The organism is Pseudomonas sp. 31-12 (assembly GCF_003151075.1).
GTDB lineage: Bacteria > Pseudomonadota > Gammaproteobacteria > Pseudomonadales > Pseudomonadaceae > Aquipseudomonas.
The window spans coordinates 221,394-242,918 of the sequence record NZ_CP029482.1; the positions used below are offsets into that span (position 1 = coordinate 221,394).

Annotated in this window: 20 protein-coding genes; 7 read left to right on the top strand and 13 right to left on the bottom strand. The window is 57.2% G+C overall.

What is annotated here, in order from left to right; genetic code table 11:
* Positions 1 to 9: 9 nt before the first annotated feature.
* The 8 genes from DJ564_RS01005 to rpmH form a co-directional block, all read right to left on the bottom strand.
* Positions 10 to 807, bottom strand: a complete 798-nt coding sequence (locus DJ564_RS01005) for a ParA family protein (RefSeq protein ID WP_090177596.1) — start codon at positions 805 to 807, stop codon at positions 10 to 12.
* Between the two features lie 18 nt (positions 808 to 825).
* Positions 826 to 1,470: a 16S rRNA (guanine(527)-N(7))-methyltransferase RsmG gene (rsmG, locus tag DJ564_RS01010; RefSeq protein WP_102594524.1), complete on the bottom strand. Its 645-nt coding sequence runs from the start codon at positions 1,468 to 1,470 to the stop codon at positions 826 to 828.
* Positions 1,467 to 3,365, bottom strand: a complete 1,899-nt coding sequence (gene mnmG, locus DJ564_RS01015) for a tRNA uridine-5-carboxymethylaminomethyl(34) synthesis enzyme MnmG (protein ID WP_109626982.1) — start codon at positions 3,363 to 3,365, stop codon at positions 1,467 to 1,469. Before mnmG ends, rsmG begins: the two co-directional genes overlap by 4 nt.
* A 551-nt stretch (positions 3,366 to 3,916) precedes the next feature.
* Positions 3,917 to 5,287: a tRNA uridine-5-carboxymethylaminomethyl(34) synthesis GTPase MnmE gene (mnmE, locus tag DJ564_RS01025; RefSeq protein ID WP_109626984.1), complete on the bottom strand. Its 1,371-nt coding sequence runs from the start codon at positions 5,285 to 5,287 to the stop codon at positions 3,917 to 3,919.
* A gap of 79 nt (positions 5,288 to 5,366) precedes the next feature.
* Positions 5,367 to 7,049 carry a membrane protein insertase YidC gene (gene yidC / locus DJ564_RS01030; protein ID WP_109626986.1) on the bottom strand — a complete coding sequence of 561 codons (1,683 nt, stop codon included), beginning with the start codon at positions 7,047 to 7,049 and terminating at the stop codon, positions 5,367 to 5,369.
* A gap of 2 nt (positions 7,050 to 7,051) precedes the next feature.
* Complete coding sequence (gene yidD / locus DJ564_RS01035; protein ID WP_010465488.1) at positions 7,052 to 7,297, bottom strand: membrane protein insertion efficiency factor YidD; 246 nt, start codon at positions 7,295 to 7,297, stop codon at positions 7,052 to 7,054.
* Positions 7,290 to 7,691, bottom strand: coding sequence for a ribonuclease P protein component (rnpA, locus tag DJ564_RS01040; protein WP_010465490.1), 402 nt, complete (start codon positions 7,689 to 7,691; stop codon positions 7,290 to 7,292). Before rnpA ends, yidD begins: the two co-directional genes overlap by 8 nt.
* Positions 7,692 to 7,707: 16 nt before the next feature.
* Positions 7,708 to 7,842 (bottom strand): 50S ribosomal protein L34, encoded by a 135-nt coding sequence (gene rpmH, locus DJ564_RS01045; protein WP_003213577.1) that lies wholly within the window; start codon positions 7,840 to 7,842, stop codon positions 7,708 to 7,710.
* Between the two features lie 567 nt (positions 7,843 to 8,409).
* Here rpmH and dnaA point away from each other — a divergent pair.
* Genes dnaA through gyrB form a run of 4 tightly spaced genes read left to right on the top strand, consistent with a single transcriptional unit; the run spans position 8,410 to position 14,620 of the window.
* A complete protein-coding gene (dnaA, locus tag DJ564_RS01050; RefSeq protein WP_109626987.1) occupies positions 8,410 to 9,930 on the top strand; it encodes a chromosomal replication initiator protein DnaA in 1,521 nt (506 codons plus the stop codon).
* 39 nt (positions 9,931 to 9,969) lie between these two features.
* Positions 9,970 to 11,073 carry a DNA polymerase III subunit beta gene (gene dnaN, locus DJ564_RS01055; protein ID WP_109626989.1) on the top strand — a complete coding sequence of 368 codons (1,104 nt, stop codon included), beginning with the start codon at positions 9,970 to 9,972 and terminating at the stop codon, positions 11,071 to 11,073.
* Between the two features lie 20 nt (positions 11,074 to 11,093).
* The gene (gene recF, locus DJ564_RS01060) at positions 11,094 to 12,197 is read left to right on the top strand and encodes a DNA replication/repair protein RecF (RefSeq protein WP_109626991.1); all 1,104 of its coding nucleotides are present in this window, start codon (positions 11,094 to 11,096) and stop codon (positions 12,195 to 12,197) included.
* 5 nt (positions 12,198 to 12,202) lie between these two features.
* Entirely contained in the window at positions 12,203 to 14,620 is a 2,418-nt protein-coding gene (gene gyrB, locus DJ564_RS01065; protein WP_109635911.1) for a DNA topoisomerase (ATP-hydrolyzing) subunit B, read from the top strand.
* A gap of 266 nt (positions 14,621 to 14,886) precedes the next feature.
* Here gyrB and DJ564_RS01070 read toward each other — a convergent pair whose 3' ends face one another.
* The 4 genes from DJ564_RS01070 to glyQ all read right to left on the bottom strand — a co-directional run bounded on the left by DJ564_RS01070 (position 14,887) and on the right by glyQ (position 19,296).
* Entirely contained in the window at positions 14,887 to 15,666 is a 780-nt protein-coding gene (locus DJ564_RS01070) for a 1-acyl-sn-glycerol-3-phosphate acyltransferase (protein ID WP_109626993.1), read from the bottom strand.
* An 81-nt stretch (positions 15,667 to 15,747) separates the two neighbouring features.
* The gene (gmhB, locus tag DJ564_RS01075; protein WP_178082334.1) at positions 15,748 to 16,287 is read right to left on the bottom strand and encodes a D-glycero-beta-D-manno-heptose 1,7-bisphosphate 7-phosphatase; all 540 of its coding nucleotides are present in this window, start codon (positions 16,285 to 16,287) and stop codon (positions 15,748 to 15,750) included.
* A 4-nt stretch (positions 16,288 to 16,291) separates the two neighbouring features.
* On the bottom strand, positions 16,292 to 18,346 hold the full coding sequence (gene glyS / locus DJ564_RS01080) for a glycine--tRNA ligase subunit beta (protein ID WP_109626996.1): 2,055 nt from the start codon (positions 18,344 to 18,346) through the stop codon (positions 16,292 to 16,294).
* Positions 18,343 to 19,296, bottom strand: coding sequence for a glycine--tRNA ligase subunit alpha (gene glyQ, locus DJ564_RS01085; RefSeq protein ID WP_003213601.1), 954 nt, complete (start codon positions 19,294 to 19,296; stop codon positions 18,343 to 18,345). The genes glyS and glyQ overlap by 4 nt, the downstream gene beginning before the upstream one ends.
* A gap of 81 nt (positions 19,297 to 19,377) precedes the next feature.
* On the opposite strand from glyQ, the gene tag reads away from it, so the two are divergent.
* The 3 genes from tag (at position 19,378) to DJ564_RS01100 (ending at position 21,175) form a co-directional block, all read left to right on the top strand.
* A complete protein-coding gene (gene tag, locus DJ564_RS01090) occupies positions 19,378 to 19,935 on the top strand; it encodes a DNA-3-methyladenine glycosylase I (RefSeq protein ID WP_109626998.1) in 558 nt (185 codons plus the stop codon).
* Positions 19,936 to 19,975: 40 nt separating this feature from the next.
* Complete coding sequence (locus tag DJ564_RS01095; RefSeq protein WP_010465508.1) at positions 19,976 to 20,863, top strand: lysophospholipid acyltransferase; 888 nt, start codon at positions 19,976 to 19,978, stop codon at positions 20,861 to 20,863.
* A gap of 72 nt (positions 20,864 to 20,935) precedes the next feature.
* Positions 20,936 to 21,175 carry a PilZ domain-containing protein gene (locus tag DJ564_RS01100; RefSeq protein ID WP_109627000.1) on the top strand — a complete coding sequence of 80 codons (240 nt, stop codon included), beginning with the start codon at positions 20,936 to 20,938 and terminating at the stop codon, positions 21,173 to 21,175.
* On the opposite strand, the gene DJ564_RS01105 is transcribed toward DJ564_RS01100, so the two are convergent.
* The gene (locus DJ564_RS01105) at positions 21,176 to 21,490 is read right to left on the bottom strand and encodes a tetratricopeptide repeat protein (RefSeq protein ID WP_109627002.1); all 315 of its coding nucleotides are present in this window, start codon (positions 21,488 to 21,490) and stop codon (positions 21,176 to 21,178) included. It lies immediately after the preceding gene.
* Positions 21,491 to 21,525 lie beyond the last annotated feature (35 nt).

Sequence of the window (21,525 nt, forward strand, 5' to 3'; positions counted from 1 at the left end):
GGGGATTCCTTAAGTTGCCTGAGCGGCGGCGGTGCGTGAGTTTTTGCGTTGACGACGAACCAGCTCGCCGGCTAACGCCAGGTAGGCGATAGCGCCACGCGATGCTTTGTCGTAAGCCAGTGCCGGCATACCGTAACTGGGTGCTTCAGCCAGACGGATGTTGCGCGGGATAACGGTGTCGTACAGTTGCTCGCCGAAGTGTTCCTTGAGCTGCGCCGACACGTCGTTCATCAGGCTCAGGCGCGGGTCATACATGGTCCGCAACAGGCCTTCGACTTTCAGGTTCGGGTTGAGCAATTCAGCGATGCGCTTGATGTTATCCACAAGGTCGCTCAAACCTTCGAGCGCAAAGTACTCGCACTGCATGGGGATAATCACCCCGTCAGCCGCGACCAATGCGTTCAATGTGAGCATCGACAGCGACGGCGGGCAGTCGATCAAAATGTAATCGTAGTTTTCACGGATCGGCGCCAGCGCACTGCGCAGACGGCTTTCCTTCATCTGCATTTCCAGCAGAACCACTTCAGCCGCCGTGAGGTCACGGTTGGCCGGCAACAACTGGTAACCGCCATGCTCGGAGTAGTGCATGGCCTGGGCCAGGTCACACTCGCCGATCAGCAGGTCGTAGACCGAGTTTTCCAACCCGTGTTTATCCACACCGCTACCCATGGTGGCGTTGCCCTGTGGATCGAGATCGATCAACAGCACCCGGCGCTTGGTAGCAACCAGGGAAGCTGCGAGGTTGATGCAGGTGGTGGTTTTACCCACGCCACCTTTCTGGTTCGCTATCGCGAATACCTTAGCCATTCTTGCTTGTGTTCCCAATCATGCCGTGCGGCGCAGTATCAGCAGATGGCGTTGGCCTTGGCAACCAGGTACGGCCAGGGCGTGTTCGCTATCGAGGTGGAAGTCTGCCGGCAATGCTACCAGCTCATCGGCCGGATGAACGCCCTTCATTGCCAGCCAGCGTGTATCGGCATCGCCAAGGTGGCGAGTCCAGTTACTGAAGTTTTCCATGCTGCTGAATGCCCGGGAAATGATCCCGTTGAACGGCTGGGCAGGCTGGAACGCTTCGACACGGCTGTGGATAACTTGCAGGTTATCCAGTTTGAGTTCGAGTTTGACCTGGGTCAGGAAGCGGGTTTTCTTGCCGTTGCTGTCCAGGCAGGTCACTTGCGACTCTGGAAACAGGATAGCCAACGGAATACCCGGCATGCCGCCGCCGCTGCCAACGTCCAGCCAGCGACCGTTCTCGACGAACGACATCACGCTCAAACTATCGAGCAGGTGACGGGAAACCATTTCGTCCGGATCGCGCACGGCGGTCAGGTTGTAAGCCTTGTTCCATTTGATCAACAGGGCCAGATAGCCCAGCAATTGCGCGTGCTGGGCTTCTGTCAGTGTGACACCGAGCTGGCGGGCACCTGTGGATAACTCTTCGGCATGTTGCGAGGTGACCAACGAACTCAAGCGCTTTGCTCCAACTGACGGCCCGCGCCGCGTTTTTTCAAATGAATCATCAACAGCGAAATCGCTGCCGGCGTGACGCCCGGGATACGTGATGCCTGACCCAAAGTCTCTGGACGGGTCGCACCGAGCTTGCTCTGGATCTCCTTGGAGAGACCGGAAATGTTCGTGTAATCGATATCCACAGGCAGTTTTGTATCTTCGCTGGCCCGCAGACGAGCGATTTCATCCTGCTGACGATCGATGTAACCGGCGTATTTGGTCTTGATTTCGACCTGCTCGGCGACTTGTGGATCTTCTGCGCCCCCACCGGTCACGGCGATCAGACCAGCGTAGTCGATTTCCGGACGGCTCAGCAGATTGAGCAAATTGTATTCGTGGGTCAGCGGTGTACCGAACTTCTCGGAAATCGCATCGCCCTGCTCGGTACCCGGGCGGACCCAGGTACTTTTCAGACGTTGCTCTTCGAGATCGATGCTTTCGCGTTTCTTGCAGAACGCCGCCCAACGCGCGTCATCGACCAGACCCAACTCGCGCCCTTTTTCGGTCAGGCGCAGGTCGGCGTTGTCTTCGCGCAGGATCAGGCGGTATTCGGCACGGGATGTGAACATCCGGTACGGCTCTTGAGTACCGAGGGTAATCAAGTCGTCGACCAACACCCCGATGTACGCCTCATCGCGACGCGGGCACCAGGCATCTTTGCCCTGTGCCCGCAGTGCAGCGTTGGCGCCGGCCAGCAAACCTTGGGCACCCGCTTCTTCGTAACCGGTGGTGCCGTTGATTTGCCCGGCGAAAAACAGACCACCGATGACTTTGGTTTCGAGGTTGTACTTCAGGTCACGGGGGTCGAAATAGTCGTACTCGATGGCGTAGCCAGGACGAACAATGTGCGCGTTTTCCATGCCGCGGATCGATTGCACGATCTGCAATTGCACGTCGAACGGCAAGGATGTGGATATCCCGTTCGGGTACAACTCGTGCGTCGTCAAACCTTCCGGCTCGATGAAGACCTGGTGGCTTTCCTTGTCGGCAAAGCGGTGGATCTTGTCTTCGATCGACGGGCAATAACGCGGACCGATACCTTCGATCTGCCCTGCATCGGAATACATCGGCGAACGATCGAGGTTCGCGGCGATGATTTCGTGAGTGCGGGCGTTGGTGTGGGTAATCCAGCAGCTCACCTGTTTCGGATGCTGTTCTTTGGACCCCATGAACGACATCACCGGGATCGGTGTATCGCCTGCTTGCTCGGTCATGACCGAGAAATCCACGGAACGGCCGTCGATTCGCGGTGGTGTACCGGTTTTCAGACGACCAACCCGCAATGGCAATTCACGCAGACGGTGAGCCAGGGCGATCGATGGCGGATCACCGGCGCGGCCACCGGAATAATTCTGCATGCCGATGTGGATAAGTCCGCCGAGGAAGGTGCCAGTGGTCAACACCACGGAATCCGCGAGGAAACGCAGGCCCATTTGGGTGACAACACCACGCACTTGCTCCTGCTCGACGATCAAATCATCAGCAGCTTGTTGAAATATCCACAGGTTCGGCTGGTTTTCCAATGCTTCGCGGACAGCGGCCTTGTACAGAACCCGGTCTGCCTGAGCGCGAGTTGCACGCACGGCCGGGCCTTTGCGGCTGTTCAATACGCGAAACTGGATACCACCTTTGTCGGTAGCCATGGCCATCGCGCCGCCGAGGGCATCGATTTCTTTTACCAGATGGCTTTTGCCGATCCCGCCAATGGCAGGGTTGCAACTCATGGCACCGAGGGTTTCCACGTTATGCGTCAGCAACAGGGTTTTAGCACCCATGCGTGCTGAGGCCAGTGCTGCCTCGGTACCGGCATGACCGCCGCCGATGACGATCACTTCAAAACGGGAAGGGAAATCCACCACGCACCTCGTGCCTGCTTCAGTCAGGTAATCAGGAATAGTTTGAGCTCAGGTTTCTATACCTGGTCGGCAAGTATAGGGACTTCGCCCTTCCTAAAGAACCCTTTGCACAAAAATTAACCAGCTGTGGAGAAGTCGGGGTTATAGAAATTAAAAAGAGAGAAATTTATTAAATCTTTGTTTTTATGTTTATTTCTACTGAGGCACATTTCTGTGGATAGATCTCTACAGGCCTTTATATTCAATATGTACAGAGATTCAAAACCCTGTGATCATGTGCCAAGGAGGCCCTTGGATAACCGGTTTAAGCCTGTGGATGAAAGGGGTGGTTATCCACAGGGGCGGTTATCTTCAGTTTTCAGGCCCTGTTATCAACTGCCCTTAGTGGCAGTTACTCACAGGGCTTAATCCACAGAAAAGTGCTGATCCAGCAAATTCCGCACACGGAAAATCCGCTCAAGCAGAAAGAATCTGCTCAGCACTGGAGGACGATCTGAGAAAAGGGAAGGAACAGACAGGCTCGAATGGCCTGTCTGTGGACAACGGAAGGACTATTTACCGATGCAGAAGCTGGAAAAAATGCGCCCCAGCAGGTCATCGGAGCTGAATGCACCGGTGATTTCACCCAAAGAGTGCTGAGCCTGGCGTAAATCTTCGGCTAGCAGTTCACCGGCGCCCGCCAAGGTCAGCTGTGCACGGCCATGTTCAAGGGATGCGCTGGCATGTCGTAGTGCCTCAAGGTGACGCCTGCGAGCACTGAAGCTGCTTTCCGAGGTCTGCTCGTAGCCCATGCACGCCTTGAGATGTTCGCGTAGCAGCTCCAGTCCCATGCCGGCGGATTTCGCACTGAGGCTTATGGTGACGTGGCCATCGTCACTGACTTCCAGGGCAATCGCTTCTCCCGTCAGGTCAGCCTTGTTACGGATCAGCGTGACCTTTGCCGGATCCGGGCGTATTTCCAGGAATTCCGGCCATAACGCAAACGGATCAAGTGCCTCAGGAGCAGTCGCATCGACCACTAACAGCACGCGATCTGCCTCGCCGATGGCTTTCAACGCCCGCTCGACACCGATTTTTTCCACCTGGTCATCGGTATCTCGCAAACCTGCCGTGTCGACCACGTGCAACGGCATGCCATCGATGTGGATATGTTCGCGAAGAATATCCCGGGTGGTGCCGGCAATCTCGGTCACGATCGCGGCTTCTCGCCCGGCCAACGCATTCAGCAGGCTGGACTTACCGGCATTCGGCCGGCCGGCAATGACCGCGGTCATCCCATCGCGTAACAAGGCACCTTGTCCGGCTTCACGAAGCACTGTGGATAATTCGTCGCGCACCTTATCGAGCATCGTCAGTACGTGGCCGTCAGCCAGGAAGTCGATTTCTTCCTCCGGGAAATCGATGGCCGCTTCGACGTAGATGCGCAGGCCAATCAGCTGCTCGGTGAGGTTATGCACACGCTGGGAGAAGGCGCCCTGCAACGAACGCAACGCGTTGCGCGCGGCCTGTGCAGAACTTGCCTCGATCAGGTCGGCGATGGCTTCCGCCTGGGCGAGGTCGAGTTTGTCATTGAGGAAGGCACGCTCACTGAATTCTCCCGGCCGGGCCAGACGGCAGCCCAGTTCCAGGCAACGTTTGAGCAACATGTCCAGAACGATCGGCCCGCCGTGCCCCTGCAGTTCAAGCACGTCTTCGCCGGTAAAAGAGTTGGGTCCCGGGAAATACAAGGCGATGCCTTCGTCCAGCACCTCTTCGTTTTCATTGAGGAAGGGGCCGTAGTGGGCAAATCGGGGTTTCAGTTCGCGACCGCTGATCGCCTTGGCGGCAATGCTCGCCAACGGCCCGGAAATACGGACGATGCCCACTCCGCCGCGACCTTGAGCGGTGGCGACAGCTGCGATGGTTTCCCGAGGAACGCTCATAAACCGGTATCCAGACAAAAGTGACAGATAGCAAAACGCCCCACTAGGGGGCGTTTTGAGTGGTTATCCACAGTGTAAATCAGGCAGCTGCTTTAGTAGCCGCTTCGACTTTACGAGTGATGTACCACTGTTGGGCGATGGACAGGCAGTTGTTCACTACCCAGTACAGCACCAGACCAGCCGGGAACCACAGGAAGAAGAAGGTGAAGATGATTGGCATCAGCTTCATGACCTTCGCCTGCATAGGATCCGGAGGTGTCGGGTTCAACTGCTGCTGGATGAACATGGTTGCACCCATGATGATCGGCAGAATGAAGAACGGATCCTTGATCGACAGGTCAGTAATCCACAGCATGAATGGCGCTTGGCGCATTTCAACGCTTTCCAGCAGAACCCAGTACAGAGAAAGGAAAACCGGCATCTGTACGAGGATTGGCAAGCAACCACCCAGCGGATTGATCTTCTCTTTCTTGTACAGCTCCATCATGGCTTGCGACATTTTCTGCCGGTCATCGCCATGTTGCTCTTTCAGCGCGGCCAGTTTCGGTGCCACTGCACGCATGCGCGCCATGGATTTGTAGCTGGCAGCCGACAGCGGGAAGAAAATCCCTTTGATCAGCATGGTCAGGAAGATGATCGACCAGCCCCAGTTACCGACGATGGCGTGGATGTGTCCCAGCAGCCAGAAGATTGGCTGGGCAATGAACCAAAGAATGCCGTAGTCGACGGTCAGTTCCAGACCTGGGGACAACTCTTTCAGCACGGCCTGGCTTTTCGGACCGGCATAGAGAATCGCGCTGGTTTCGGCTTTTGCACCTGGCGCAACGCTTATTGCCGGGCCGGTATAACCGATGATGTAGTTGCCTTTGCTGTCTTTACGGGTCTGGACGACGTTGTTTTCGCCCTTGGCCGGAATCCAGGCGGTGACGAAGTAGTGTTGCAACCAGGCAACCCAACCACCACTGACGGTTTCCTTCAACTGCGCCTTGTCCATGTCCTTCATGGACACTTTCTTGTACGGCTCGTTACTTGTCCACAGGGCAGCGCCCAGGTAAGTCGCGGTACCGGTGGCGGTAGTCGAGGAAGGATCGCCGCTGGCGTCACGCTTCAGTTGCGCGAACATCGCACCAGACCAGGGCTGTGCGCTCTGGTTATCGATCAGATAGGAAACGGTTACGTCATACAGGCCACGTTTTACCGTGAAACGCTTGATGTAGTTGACGCCGTCCTTGCTGAACTTCAGGTCCACGACCAATTGGTCCTGACCGTCAGCCAGTTGATAAGTCTTCTTCTCCGAAGAGTAAACCGGACGACCGGCCGGGCTTGCGTCCGGCCCGTTGGTACCGATCAGACCGCTTTGCGCCAGGTAAGTCAGCTCACCGCCGTTATCAAACAGCTGGAACGGAATTTCCGGATGGTCCTGGCGACGTGGGTACAGCGGCAATTTCAACTGGGCGACATCGCCACCTTGTGGATCGATTGCCAGGTCGAGCACATCCGTTTTGATCTGGATGAGGTCCTTGCTGACAGCAACTGGTGTTTCAGCAGGTGCTGCACTGGTATCACTTGCGGCGCGTGGAATGTCGTCACTGACAGAAGCATTATTGCCAGTCGCCGTGTCCGGTAGGCCCGGTGCGGTAGTACTGGAAGCAACATTCTGAGTCGGCAGGGCAGCCTGGCCATAGTCCTGGTTCCATTTAAGAACCATAACGTAGGACACGATTGCCAGGGCGACGATCAGGATCGTGCGTTTGATATCCATGATTACTCGGCCATCGAAGAAGAACGGGAGGTAGGGATAGGTGGAACCGGGTCATAACCACCGGGATTCCACGGATGACAGCGACCTAAACGACGAAAGGTCAGCCAGCCACCGCGCAGAAGGCCATGATTTTCTATGGCTTCATACGCGTAGCAGGAACAACTGGGGTAGAAACGACAGTGACTGGCCATCAGGGGACTAATGGCATAGCGATAAAACTGGATCGGAACGAGTGCCAGTTTACGCATCGGGACTGTCTACCCCTACAGTTTCGGTTTTGACTGCTGGTACCGGCTTGCTACGTGCCAGACGCTTCCAGAGTTTGCCGAAATGCTGAATCAATTCGGGGTTTTCTACGTCACCCAAACCTTTGCGCGCGACGATAACGATGTCCCATCCGACCAGTGAATCCTGGTTCAGGCGAAACGATTCGCGCATCAGACGTTTGAGGCGATTGCGCTCGACGGAGAGCTTTACGCTCTTTTTCCCGATAACCAACCCGAGACGGGGGTGATCGAGATCGTTGTTGCGCGCAAGGAGCAGGAGATTTTTCCCCGGAACCTTGCCGGTAGGGGAGTCAAAGACTGCCTTGAAATGCCGGGGGGTAAGCAGACGCTTTTCCCGACTGAAGTCCTGACTCACCTCCAGTGCCGGATTATCAAACTGCCAGACGCGCACGACCTTTGGCGCGACGACGCGACAGGACGGCACGACCGTTCTTGGTAGCCATGCGAGCACGGAAACCGTGGGTACGAGCGCGTTTGATAGTGCTTGGTTGGAAAGTACGTTTCATTGTCGTGTTACCTGGTTCGTCCACAACGGGCCGGAATGGCCCCCGTTTTAAGAGACCGGGGATTCTAGAGAAAGCAAGCCTCTAGGTCAATTTCCAACCAGCGTTTCCTTATAAATAGATCTCCAGGCGATTTCTCGTCCGCAGGTGCTTCGCTAGATATAGAAATAAAGAAGGAAGTTATTTAAAGCTTTTCTGTAAAGCTTATAAAAGCTAGGGAGGCGATCATCTGTGGATAACTACCTTGAGCCCTTCTATCTCGCACTGTACAGAGAATGACAACTACGGTGGAAAACAGGGGGCAGCCTGTGCTGCGCTGTCGGATAAGCTGTGTGTGGAATGGCCAGTTATCCACAGGCAGGTTATCCACCGAGTTTCGCCCCTACTTGTCCAGTGCCCTCATGGGCGGTTATCCACAGAGCTTATGCACATACCATTGGTCGTCTTTTTGACGGTTAACGCGTTGATAATTCATGGTCTGTGCGCAACCTGCATGTGGATAAGTGGACGTCTGGCCGCTACAATGGCCGCTTGTTTTTGCCTCACCGGCTTTCAACTTAGGGGATATCCGTGTCAGTGGAACTTTGGCAGCAGTGCGTAGAGCTTTTGCGCGATGAGCTGCCTGCCCAACAATTCAACACTTGGATCCGTCCACTACAGGTCGAAGCCGAAGGCGACGAGTTGCGTGTCTACGCACCGAATCGTTTTGTTCTCGACTGGGTCAACGAAAAATATCTGGGCCGCGTCCTTGAACTGCTGGATGAGCATGGCAATGGCATGGCGCCTGCGCTCTCCTTATTAATAGGCAGCAAACGCAGTTCGGCACCGCGTGCGGCACCGAATGCACCGTTGGCCGCCGCTGCTTCCCAGGCTCAATCCGCTCAAGCGCCTGTCAGCGCTCCGGCACCAGTACCGACGAGCGCACCGACCAAACGTGCGACGCAAAAAATGGCCGAGGTCAATGAAGAGCCGTCTCGCGACAGCTTCGACCCCATGGCCGGCGCCAGTTCGCAACAGGCACCGGTTCGCGCCGAGCAGCGCACGGTGCAGGTTGAAGGTGCGCTCAAGCACACCAGTTACCTGAACCGGACCTTCACCTTCGAAAACTTCGTTGAGGGTAAATCCAACCAACTGGCCCGAGCTGCGGCCTGGCAGGTTGCGGATAACCCGAAGCACGGTTACAACCCGCTCTTCCTTTATGGCGGCGTCGGCCTGGGTAAGACCCACTTGATGCACGCTGTGGGTAACCACCTATTAAAGAAGAACCCGAATGCCAAGGTCGTTTACTTGCATTCGGAGCGGTTCGTGGCCGACATGGTCAAGGCCCTGCAGCTGAACGCGATCAACGAGTTCAAGCGCTTCTACCGTTCGGTGGATGCGTTGCTGATCGATGACATTCAGTTCTTCGCTCGCAAAGAGCGATCCCAGGAAGAATTTTTCCACACCTTCAACGCCCTGCTTGAAGGTGGCCAGCAGGTCATTCTTACCAGTGACCGCTACCCGAAAGAAATCGAAGGCCTTGAAGAACGCCTGAAATCCCGCTTTGGCTGGGGCCTGACGGTTGCCGTCGAGCCGCCGGAGCTGGAAACCCGCGTAGCGATCCTGATGAAAAAGGCCGATCAGGCCAAAGTCGATCTGCCACACGATGCGGCGTTCTTCATTGCCCAGCGTATTCGCTCCAACGTCCGTGAGCTGGAAGGCGCGCTCAAACGCGTGATCGCCCACTCGCACTTCATGGGCCGCGACATCACCATCGAGTTGATTCGCGAATCCCTGAAAGACCTGTTGGCGCTGCAAGACAAACTGGTCTCTGTGGATAACATTCAGCGCACGGTCGCCGAGTACTACAAGATCAAGATCTCCGATCTGCTGTCCAAGCGGCGTTCACGCTCGGTCGCACGTCCGCGTCAGGTTGCAATGGCGTTGTCCAAAGAGTTGACTAACCACAGCCTGCCGGAAATCGGCGATGTGTTTGGTGGCCGCGACCACACCACCGTTTTGCACGCCTGCCGCAAGATCAACGAACTTAAGGAATCCGACGCGGACATCCGCGAGGACTACAAGAACCTGCTGCGTACACTGACCACTTGATGAACACCAGCGCAGCTTATTAAGGCAAGGGACTAGACCATGCATTTCACCATTCAACGCGAAGCCCTGTTGAAACCCCTGCAACTGGTCGCAGGCGTCGTCGAGCGCCGACAGACCTTGCCGGTGCTCTCCAACGTGCTGCTGGTTGTCGAAGGCCAGCAATTGTCGCTGACCGGTACCGACCTGGAAGTCGAGCTGGTCGGTCGTGTGCAACTCGAAGAGCTCGCGGACCCGGGTTCCATCACTGTGCCTGCGCGCAAGCTGATGGACATCTGCAAGAGCTTGCCGAACGACGCGCTGATCGACATCAAGGTCGATGAGCAGAAGCTTGTGGTGAAGGCCGGCCGTAGCCGCTTCACCCTGTCGACCCTGCCGGCCAACGATTTCCCGACTGTTGAAGAAGGCCCTGGCTCGCTGACGTGCAGCCTGGAGCAGAGCAAACTGCGCCGTCTGATCGAACGCACCAGCTTCGCCATGGCCCAACAGGACGTGCGTTATTACCTGAACGGCATGTTGCTGGAAGTTTCTGAAGGCATCATCCGCGCCGTGGCCACTGACGGTCACCGTCTGGCCATGTGCTCGATGAAGGCCGATATCGGTCAGCCGGATCGCCACCAAGTGATCGTTCCGCGCAAGGGTATCCTTGAACTGGCGCGTCTGCTGACCGAGCCGGACGGCATTGTCAGCATCGTGCTGGGTCAACACCACATCCGTGCGACTACCGGTGAGTTCACCTTCACTTCGAAACTGGTTGACGGCAAATTCCCTGACTACGAGCGGGTTCTGCCGAAAGGCGGCGACAAGCTGGTGCTCGGTGATCGCCAGGCCTTGCGTGAAGCCTTCAGCCGTACCGCGATTCTGTCCAACGAGAAGTACCGCGGCATCCGTCTGCAATTGGCCAACGGTCAGCTGAAGATCCAGGCAAACAACCCGGAGCAGGAAGAAGCTGAAGAAGAAGTGGGCGTTGAGTACAACGGCGGCAATCTGGAAATCGGCTTCAACGTGAGCTATCTGCTCGACGTGCTGGGCGTGATGACCACCGAGCAGGTTCGCCTGATCCTGTCCGACTCCAACAGCAGTGCGCTGGTGCAAGAGTCCGACAACGACGACTCGGCCTACGTCGTTATGCCGATGCGTCTGTAATCATGCTCAGCAGAAGCTAGATGTCCTTAAGTCGCGTCTCGGTCACCGCGGTGCGCAATCTGCACCCGGTGACCTTCTCCCCCTCCCCCCGAATCAATATTCTTTACGGCGCCAACGGCAGCGGCAAAACCAGTGTTCTGGAAGCCATTCACCTGCTGGGGCTTGCCCGTTCGTTTCGTAGCAGCCGGTTGTTGCCCGTCATTCAGTACGAGCAATTGGCGTGCACGGTGTTTGGGCAAGTTGAATTGGCCGAGGGTGGCCACAGCGCTTTAGGGATATCTCGCGACCGCCAGGGTGAATTCCAGATTCGCATCGACGGCCAGAATGCCCGCAGTGCGGCACAGCTGGCAGAGATCCTGCCACTCCAGTTGATTAACCCGGACAGCTTCCGGCTTTTGGAGGGGGCGCCGAAGATTCGGAGGCAGTTTCTCGACTGGGGCGTGTTCCACGTGGAACCGCGATTCATGTCCACTTGGCAGCGCTTGCAGAAGGCCCTGCGCCAGAGAAACTCTTGGCTGCGGCATGGTACACTTGACGCCGTTTCGCAAGCGGTTTGGGACAGGGAACTGTGCCAGGCCAGCGCTGAAATAGATGAATACCGCCGCGCTTACATCAAAGCCTTGAAACCAGTCTTTGAACAGACCTTGAGCGAACTGGTTGAGATCGAGGGTTTGACGCTCAGCTATTACCGTGGTTGGGACAAGGACCGCGAGCTGAGTGCAGTGCTCGCCGGATCCCTTCAACGGGATCAGCAAATGGGTCATACCCAGGCCGGACCACAACGCGCTGATTTGCGTCTTAGATTGGGCGCACATAACGCCGCGGACATCTTGTCTCGTGGACAGCAAAAGTTGGTGGTCTGTGCATTGCGGATTGCCCAAGGGCACCTGGTGAGCCAGGCCCGACGGGGCCAGTGTATTTATCTGGTGGATGACCTGCCGTCCGAACTGGACGAGCACCACCGTCGCGCGCTTTGCCGCTTGCTGGAAGACTTACGCTGCCAGGTGTTTATCACCTGTGTAGATCACGAATTATTGAGGGAAGGCTGGCAGACGGAAACGCCAGTCGCTCTGTTCCACGTGGAACAGGGCCGTATCACCCAGACCCACGACCATCGGGAGTGAAGGCATTGAGCGAAGAAAATACGTACGACTCAACGAGCATTAAAGTGCTGAAAGGCCTGGATGCCGTACGCAAACGTCCCGGTATGTACATTGGTGACACCGACGATGGCAGCGGTCTGCACCACATGGTGTTCGAGGTGGTCGACAACTCGATCGACGAAGCGCTCGCCGGCCATTGCGACGACATCAGCATCATCATTCACCCGGATGAATCCATCACCGTTCGCGACAACGGTCGTGGCATCCCGGTAGACGTGCACAAAGAAGAAGGCGTTTCGGCAGCCGAGGTCATCATGACCGTGCTGCACGCCGGCGGTAAGTTCGACGACAACTCCTACAAAGTATCTGGCGGTCTGCACGGTGTAGGTGTGTCGGTGGTAAACGCCCTGTCTGAAGAGCTTGTTCTCACGGTGCGCCGCAGCGGCAAGATCTGGGAACAGACGTACATCCACGGTGTTCCGAAAGAGCCGATGAAAATCGTTGGCGAGAGCGAAACCACGGGTACCCAGATACACTTCAAGCCATCCGACCTGACCTTCAAGAACATCCACTTCAGCTGGGACATCCTGGCCAAGCGGATTCGTGAACTGTCCTTCCTCAACTCCGGTGTTGGTATCGTCCTCAAGGACGAGCGCAGCGGTAAGGAAGAGCTGTTCAAGTACGAAGGCGGCCTGCGTGCGTTCGTTGAATACCTGAACACCAACAAGACTCCGGTCAACCAGGTGTTCCACTTCAACATCCAGCGTGAAGACGGCATCGGCGTGGAAATCGCCCTGCAGTGGAACGACAGCTTCAACGAGAACCTGTTGTGCTTCACCAACAACATTCCACAGCGCGACGGCGGTACTCACCTGGTGGGTTTCCGTTCCGCACTGACGCGTAACCTGAACACCTACATCGAAGCAGAAGGTCTGGCGAAGAAGCATAAAGTCGCGACCACCGGTGACGATGCCCGTGAAGGCCTGACCGCGATCATTTCGGTAAAAGTGCCGGATCCGAAGTTCAGCTCCCAGACCAAAGACAAGCTGGTGTCTTCCGAAGTGAAGACCGCGGTCGAACAGGAAATGGGCAAGTACTTCTCCGACTTCCTGCTGGAAAACCCGAACGAAGCCAAACTGGTCGTCGGCAAGATGATCGACGCGGCCCGCGCTCGTGAAGCGGCGCGTAAAGCCCGTGAGATGACTCGACGCAAAGGCGCGCTGGATATCGCCGGCCTGCCGGGCAAACTGGCTGACTGCCAGGAAAAAGACCCTGCCCTGTCCGAACTGTACCTCGTGGAAGGTGACTCTGCTGGCGGCTCCGCCAAGCAGGGACGTAATCGCCGGACCCAGGCCATCCTGCCTCTCAAGGGCAAGATCCTGAACGTCGAGAAGGCGCGCTTCGACAAGATGATCTCTTCACAGGAAGTGGGCACTTTGATCACCGCGCTGGGCTGCGGTATTGGCCGCGATGAGTACAACATCGACAAGCTGCGTTATCACAACATCATTATCATGACCGATGCTGACGTCGACGGTTCGCACATCCGTACCTTGCTGCTGACCTTCTTCTTCCGCCAGCTGCCGGAGCTGATCGAGCGCGGCTACATCTACATCGCTCAGCCACCGCTGTACAAGGTCAAGAAAGGCAAGCAAGAGCAATACATCAAAGACGACGACGCCATGGAAGAGTACATGACGCAGTCGGCCCTGGAAGACGCGAGCCTGCACCTGAACGAAGAAGCTCCGGGTATCTCTGGTGAAGCGCTTGAGCGTCTGGTGAATGACTTCCGTCTGGTGATGAAAACCCTCAAGCGTCTGTCGCGCCTGTACCCACAGGAACTGACCGAGCACTTCATCTACCTGCCGGCTGTCAGCCTGGAGCAATTGTCCGATCACGCAGCGATGCAGGCCTGGATGGCTCAGTACGAAGTTCGCCTGCGCACTGTCGAGAAGTCTGGCCTGGTTTACAAAGCCAGCCTGCGTGAAGACCGTGAACGTAACGTCTGGTTGCCAGAGGTCGAGCTGATCTCCCACGGCCTGTCGAACTACGTCACCTTCAACCGCGACTTCTTCGGCAGCAATGATTACAAAACCGTTGTATCCCTGGGCGCTCAACTGAGCACCTTGTTGGACGACGGCGCGTACATCCAGCGTGGCGAGCGCAAGAAGCCGGTCACCGAGTTCAAGGAAGCTCTTGAATGGCTGATGGCTGAAAGCACCAAGCGTCACACCATCCAGCGATACAAAGGTCTGGGTGAAATGAACCCGGATCAGCTGTGGGAAACCACCATGGACCCAAGCCAGCGCCGGATGCTCAAAGTGACCATCGAAGACGCGATTGGCGCAGACCAGATCTTCAACACCCTGATGGGTGATGCGGTCGAACCTCGTCGTGACTTCATCGAAAGCAACGCCCTGGCGGTTTCCAACCTGGACTTCTGATCCAGCAGCGGACCTGCCAAACGAAAAAGGCCAACGCTCAGCGTTGGCCTTTTTTTATCTTTAAAAAATAATCGCAGAAACAAAAAACAGCGCAAATCGCAGGTATAAAAAAACCGGCTATATCAGCCGGTTTTTTTGCGCCCAAAAAAAACTTATGCACCATTTCCCAAGTTTTATGAGTTTAAGAAATATGCATATAAATCATAAAGATACGATCATAAAACGTTAGTTTTCGATAAAACGGTACACAGGTTATCCACAGAATCTCAGACAGTCACTTGATCGTTGGCAGAGGGGGCTGCCGGAGCTGCTGGCAGCGAACCCATTTCCCGTTGCATCTGCTCGTTCCAGCTCTGTACCCGGTCATTCAGATCGGCAATGGCGCGTGGCCCAGTGCCCACGGCGTACATTGGCTCGCCGATGATGACGGTGATGACGCCTTGCTTCTTTAGCCAACCGGTTTTCGGCCAGAACTTGCCAGCATTGTGCGCAATCGGCAGCACTGGAAGCGCGGCGTTGACCGCCAACGCGGTGCCACCGCGTGAGAACTTGCCGATGGTGCCATAAGGAACGCGAGTCCCTTCGGGGAAGATCAGCACCCAGACGCCATCCTTGAGCAGTTCATCGCCTTTCTTCGCCACATGCTTGAGCGCGACTTTCGGATTGTCACGGTCGATGGCGATCGGTCGCAGCATGGCCATGGCCCAGCCGAAGAACGGCACATACAGCAAGGAGCGCTTGAGCACCTGGCTCAACGGCTCGAAGTAGGCGGAAAGGAAGAATGTTTCCCAAGTGCTCTGGTGGTTCGACTGAATCACGCAAGGCTGGTCCGGCACATTCTCGGCGCCCTTCACTTCATAGCTGATGCCCAGGAACACTTTGCTCAGCCACAAGGCGCAACGGCACCAGTACACGTTGATGAAGCGATAGCGTGCCTTGAAGGGCAGGAACGGCGCGATAAAAAAGCTCAGGCTGCACCAAAGCAAAGAGCTGGTGCCCAGCAACAGATAAAAGAGGAACGTTCTGATGGCCTGCAGTATCGACATGGTGACGTTTACCGTGCGGGCTCTGCCCGTCTATATAAAGCGCACTTCCGATCAATCCATAACCGGAACAATCGAAGCACTCTAATTGTGGATAAGTTCTGCGGCAATCGCCGCCAGATCGTCAAATATCAAGGTGCCTACCGGTAGGGTCTTGCCCAAAGTCTTTTCGCCTTTCCCGGTCTTAACTAAAACTGGCTGAGAATCGACGGCTTTTGCGGCTTCCAGGTCACCAAGACTGTCGCCGACGAACCATAAATCAGTCAGCGATACGTTGTAATGAGCGGCGATGGTTTTCAACATCCCGGGTTTTGGCTTGCGGCAATCGCAGCCGTCGTCCGGCCCGTGCGGGCAATAAACGATCAGCCCGACTTCACCGCCCTGCTCCGCCACCCGCTCGCGCAAGCGCTCGTGCATGGCGTCCAGGGTGGCGATGTCGTAATAGCCGCGAGCGATGCCCGACTGGTTGGTGGCCACCGCCACCGTCCAGCCGGCCTTGCTCAACTGCGCGATGGCTTCGATCGAACCGGGGAGCGGAATCCACTCCTCCACCGACTTGATGTAAGCGTCGGAGTCGTAATTGATCACCCCGTCCCGATCGAGAATCAGCAGTTTCAACAGCAGTCCCTCAGCCCAGCATCGAAATGTCGGCGACGCCGAGGAACAGCCCACGCAGGCGCGCCAGCAATGCATAACGGTTGGCGCGGACCTTGGCGTCTTCAGCGTTGACCATTACTGCTTCGAAGAACGCATCCACCGGCTCGCGCAAGGCAGCCAGGCGTGCCAGCGATTCGCTGTACTGACGCGCGGCGGCCATTGGCTGCACAGCCTGGTCAGCCTGCTGGATCGCCGAGTACAGGGAGAACTCGTTGGCGTTGTCGAAGTACTTGGCTTCCACGACCGAAGGAACCGATCCCTCGACCTTGCTCAGCAAGTTCGAAACGCGCTTGTTCACCGCGGCCAGGGCAGCGGCTTCCGGCAACTTGCGGAACGCTTCTACCGCTTGAACACGCTGATCGAAGTCCAGCGCCGAACCCGGCTTCAGGGCACGAACCGACAGGTAAGTTCCGACATCCACGCCTTCGTCTTCGTAACGGGCACGCAGACGGTCGAAGATGAACTCCAGCACCGAATCGTTCAGGCCGGCAGCCTTCACTTTGGCACCGAACGCATTCACGGCGAATGCCACGGCGTCGTTCAGGTCGAGGTCGAGCTTCTTGTCGATCAGGATGCGCAGCACGCCGAGTGCCGCACGGCGCAGGGCATACGGGTCTTTGCTGCCGGTAGGCAACATGCCGATACCGAAGATACCGACCAGGGTGTCGAGCTTGTCGGCGATGGCCACGGCCGCACCGGTCAGGGTGCTCGGCAGTTCAGCGCCGGCACCGCGCGGCATGTATTGCTCGTTCAGTGCCAGTGCGACTTCTTCCGGCTCGCCGTCGTTGAGGGCGTAGTAATAACCGGCGACGCCTTGCATCTCCGGGAACTCACCGACCATTTCGGTCGACAAGTCGCACTTGGACAGCAGGCCGGCACGGGAAGCCCAGGCTGCGTTGCCGCCAATGCGTTGCGCGATGAACGCGGCGAGTTTGGAAACGCGCTCGGCCTTGTCGTAGACGCTGCCGAGTTTTTCCTGGAACACCACGTTCTGCAGGCGCAGGTTGAAGTCTTCGAGTTTCTGCTTCTTGTCTTGCTTGAAGAAGAACTCGGCGTCGGTCAGGCGTGGGCGAACCACTTTCTCGTTACCGGCGATGATCTGCTGCGGGTCTTTGCTTTCGATGTTGGCCACGGTAATGAAACGTGGCAGCAACTTGCCGTCGGCATCCAGCAGGCAGAAGTACTTCTGGTTGTCCTGCATGGTGGTGATCAGCGCTTCTTGCGGCACATCGAGGAAGCGTTCCTCGAACGAGCACACCAGCGGCACCGGCCATTCAACCAGCGCGGTCACTTCGTCGAGCAAGGCTGGAGGAACGATGGCAGTACCTTCCTGCATCGTCGCCAGTTCTTCGGTGCGCTTGCTGATCAGCTCGCGACGCTCGTTGGCATCGGCCAGTACATAGGCGGCACGCAGGTCGCTCAGGTAATTGGCCGGCGAAGTGATACGCACGCTTTCCGGGTGGTGGAAGCGGTGACCACGGGAATCACGACCGGACTTCTGGGCGAGGATCGTGCAATCGATGACTTGGTCACCGAGCAGCATTACCAGCCATTGGGTCGGACGAACGAATTCTTCCTTGCGAGCACCCCAGCGCATGCGCTTGGGGATCGGCAGGTCGTTCAGCGAGTCTTCAACGATGGTCGGCAGCAGGCTCGCGGTCGGCTTGCCGGCGATGCTTTGGCTGTAACGCAGTTTCGGACCGCTTTGATCGATTTCGCTCAGGTCGACGCCGCACTTCTTGGCGAAACCCAGTGCTGCTTGAGTCGGGTTGCCTTCGGCATCGAACGCGGCCTGACGTGGCGGGCCGTCGAGGTTGATGCTGCGATCAGGTTGCTGAGTAGCCAACGAGGTGATCAGTACCGCCAGGCGACGTGGCGCGGCGTAGACGGTTTTGGTCTCGTAGTTCAGGCCTGCGGCTTGCAGGCCCTTGTCGATACCAGCCAGAAATGCGTCGGCCAAAGTGTTCAGGGCTTTGGGTGGCAGTTCTTCGGTGCCCAGTTCAACCAGAAAATCTTGAGCACTCATTGTGCCGCCTCCAGCTTGGCCAGTACTTCGTCACGCAGGTCCGGGGTCGCCATCGGGAAGCCCAGCTTGGCCCGGGCCAGCAGGTAGGCTTGCGCAACGGAACGCGCCAGGGTGCGCACACGCAGGATGTATTGCTGACGCGCAGTCACCGAAATCGCCCGGCGCGCATCCAGCAGGTTGAACGTATGGGAGGCCTTCAACACCATTTCGTAGCTTGGCAACGGCAGTGGCTGGTCGAGCTCGATCAGGCGCTTGGCTTCGCTTTCGTAGAAATCGAACAGCTCGAACAGCTTCTCGACGTTGGCGTGTTCGAAGTTGTAGGTCGACTGCTCCACTTCGTTCTGGTGGAACACGTCGCCGTAGGTCACCTTGCCGAACGGACCGTCAGCCCAGACCAGGTCGTAGACCGAGTCCACGCCTTGCAGGTACATGGCCAGACGCTCGAGACCGTAAGTGATCTCGCCGGTCACCGGGTAGCACTCGATGCCGCCCGCTTGCTGGAAGTAAGTGAACTGCGTCACTTCCATGCCGTTGAGCCAGACTTCCCAGCCCAGACCCCAGGCGCCCAGTGTTGGCGATTCCCAGTTGTCTTCGACGAAGCGAATGTCGTGGACCAGCGGGTCCAGGCCGACATGCTTGAGGGAGCCCAGGTACAGTTCTTGGAAATTGTCCGGGTTCGGCTTCAGGACTACCTGGAACTGGTAGTAGTGCTGCAGACGGTTCGGGTTTTCGCCGTAGCGGCCGTCAGTCGGGCGACGACTGGGCTGCACATAAGCGGCGTTCCAGGTTTCCGGGCCAATGGCGCGCAGGAATGTAGCGGTGTGGAAAGTGCCGGCGCCTACTTCCATATCGTAGGGCTGAAGTACCACACAACCTTGCTCGGCCCAGTATTGCTGGAGGGCGAGGATCAAGTCTTGGAAGGTACGCACGGCTGGCGTAGGCTGGCTCACGAAATTCACCTGTTTCTTGGGCTGCGATTTAAAGAGCGGGAGTATACCCGATTCGGTCCTGCGCACGCCCCCTGGAGCCTTATGCCACGCTGCTTTTGGTGTTCCGAAGATCCGCTGTACATGGCTTATCACGATCAGGAGTGGGGCACGCCGCTACGCGATGCGCAGGGATTGTTCGAGTTGCTTTTGCTCGAAGGGTTCCAGGCCGGCCTTTCCTGGATCACCGTGCTGCGTAAACGAGAGCGATATCGCGAGGTGTTGTTCGGCTTCGACGTACAGCGGGTGGCGCAGATGAGCGACGCGGAAATCGATGAATTGATGCTCGATCCGGGCATTATTCGCAATCGCCTCAAACTCAATGCGGCCCGTCGCAACGCCCAGGCGTGGCTGGCGCTGGAGGATCCGGTGGAATTCCTCTGGTCCTTCGTCGGCGGCAAGCCTGTGATCAATCATTTCAAGGATCGCACCGAGGTGCCGGCGGTTACGCCGGTCGCGGTGGAGATGAGCAAAGGCCTGAAAAAGGCCGGCTTCACGTTCGTCGGTCCGACCATTTGCTACGCACTGATGCAGGCCTCGGGCATGGTCATGGACCACACGCAAGACTGCGACCGCTACGCTCAGCTCGCCAACGGCGGTTAGAATGGCCGCCTCGCGCACAGCACAAGATCAGGAGTGACCTGTGGATAAGTTTAAAGGCGCCTTGCTGGTAGGCGCTCTGCGGCTGTTTGCCCTGCTCCCGTGGCGGGCAGTGCAAGCCGTGGGCTCGGCCATTGGCTGGGTCATGTGGAAAACACCCAACCGTTCCCGCGATGTGGTGCGGATCAACCTCGCCAAGTGCTTCCCCGAAATGGACCCGGCTGAACGCGAGCGTCTGGTCGGCCAGAGCCTGAAAGACATCGGCAAGTCCCTGACCGAAAGCGCTTGCGCCTGGATCTGGCCGGCTCAGCGTTCGATCGATCTGGTGCGTGAAGTCGAAGGTCTCGACGTATTGAAAGACGCCCTAGCCTCCGGCAAAGGTGTCGTCGGCATCACCAGTCACCTGGGCAATTGGGAAGTGTTGAACCACTTCTATTGCAATCAGTGCAAACCGATTATTTTCTACCGACCGCCAAAACTGAAGGCTGTGGATGATTTGTTGCGCAAGCAGCGCGTGCAATTAGGCAACCGCGTAGCCGCTTCCACCAAGGAAGGCATCCTCAGCGTTATCAAGGAAGTGCGCAAAGGTGGTGCAGTGGGCATTCCCGCTGACCCGGAACCGGCCGAATCCGCCGGGATCTTCGTGCCGTTCTTCGCCACCCAGGCACTGACCAGCAAGTTCGTACCGAATATGCTCGCGGGCGGCAAAGCGGTCGGTGTGTTCCTGCATGCGCTGCGGCTGCCGGACGGTTCCGGTTACAAAGTGATCCTCGAAGCCGCGCCAGAGGCCATGTACAGCACCGATACAGAAACGTCCTGCGCGGCCATGAGCCAAGTGGTCGAGCGTTATGTGCGGGCGTATCCGAGCCAATACATGTGGAGCATGAAGCGCTTCAAGAAGCGTCCACCGGGTGAAGAGCGTTGGTATTGAGTTGATTGGCATGATCTGTGGATAACCTTGAACCCAGGGTTATCCACAACGGTTCATACAAGGGCGCAAAAGATGTCCGAACACCGCAAATCGTTTCGTATCAAGATCACTCACGATAGCTTCGGCGAATGCCTTGGCCAGACGCGTAACCTGTCGGCCACGGGCGTCTACGTCAAGCATCCGGGTTTGTCGTCGCTGCGTGAAGGCGCGGTGGTTTACGGACAGGTGCAGGACTTACCCACAGGTGCGCCACGGGTGCGCATGGAGGTGGTGCTGGTGGATGCCGATGGCATTGGCCTGCGCTATCTCTGATCAGTGCGCCTGCCGCTCAAGCTTCTTCAGAAACACCGTCATTTCCTTCTCTGCCTGCTTGTCGCCATGGGCGCGGGCGGCTTCCAGGCCCTGCTCCCACGCCTGACGCGCAGCCGCGAAATCTGCCAGCGCCAGATGGGCCTTGCCTAACAGCTTCCAGGCTGCCGAATACTTTGGATCGAACTCGACGCAGCGCTGGAAATGCTCGGCGGCCTTGGCGTTTTCCCCAAGATCGAGATAACCCTTGCCCAGGCCGAATCGCAGCAATGAGTTATCCACACCCTTGGCGAGCATTTTTTCCAGGGATTCGAGCATGGTGGATTCCTTGTTTAGATTATTCAGTGATGCCT

Bases quoted from the DNA above. Each gene is read 5' to 3' on its own strand.
- DJ564_RS01005 (WP_090177596.1), bottom strand. From the start codon at position 807: ATGGCTAAGGTATTCGCGATAGCGAACCAGAAAGGTGGCGTGGGTAAA.
- mnmE (WP_109626984.1), bottom strand. From the start codon at position 5,287: ATGAGCGTTCCTCGGGAAACCATCGCAGCTGTCGCCACCGCTCAAGGT.
- yidC (WP_109626986.1), bottom strand. From the start codon at position 7,049: ATGGATATCAAACGCACGATCCTGATCGTCGCCCTGGCAATCGTGTCC.
- yidD (WP_010465488.1), bottom strand. From the start codon at position 7,297: ATGCGTAAACTGGCACTCGTTCCGATCCAGTTTTATCGCTATGCCATT.
- rpmH (WP_003213577.1), bottom strand. From the start codon at position 7,842: ATGAAACGTACTTTCCAACCAAGCACTATCAAACGCGCTCGTACCCAC.
- dnaN (WP_109626989.1), top strand. From the start codon at position 9,970: ATGCATTTCACCATTCAACGCGAAGCCCTGTTGAAACCCCTGCAACTG.
- recF (WP_109626991.1), top strand. From the start codon at position 11,094: ATGTCCTTAAGTCGCGTCTCGGTCACCGCGGTGCGCAATCTGCACCCG.
- DJ564_RS01070 (WP_109626993.1), bottom strand. From the start codon at position 15,666: ATGTCGATACTGCAGGCCATCAGAACGTTCCTCTTTTATCTGTTGCTG.
- glyS (WP_109626996.1), bottom strand. From the start codon at position 18,346: ATGAGTGCTCAAGATTTTCTGGTTGAACTGGGCACCGAAGAACTGCCA.
- tag (WP_109626998.1), top strand. From the start codon at position 19,378: ATGCCACGCTGCTTTTGGTGTTCCGAAGATCCGCTGTACATGGCTTAT.
- DJ564_RS01100 (WP_109627000.1), top strand. From the start codon at position 20,936: ATGTCCGAACACCGCAAATCGTTTCGTATCAAGATCACTCACGATAGC.
- DJ564_RS01105 (WP_109627002.1), bottom strand. From the start codon at position 21,490: ATGCTCGAATCCCTGGAAAAAATGCTCGCCAAGGGTGTGGATAACTCA.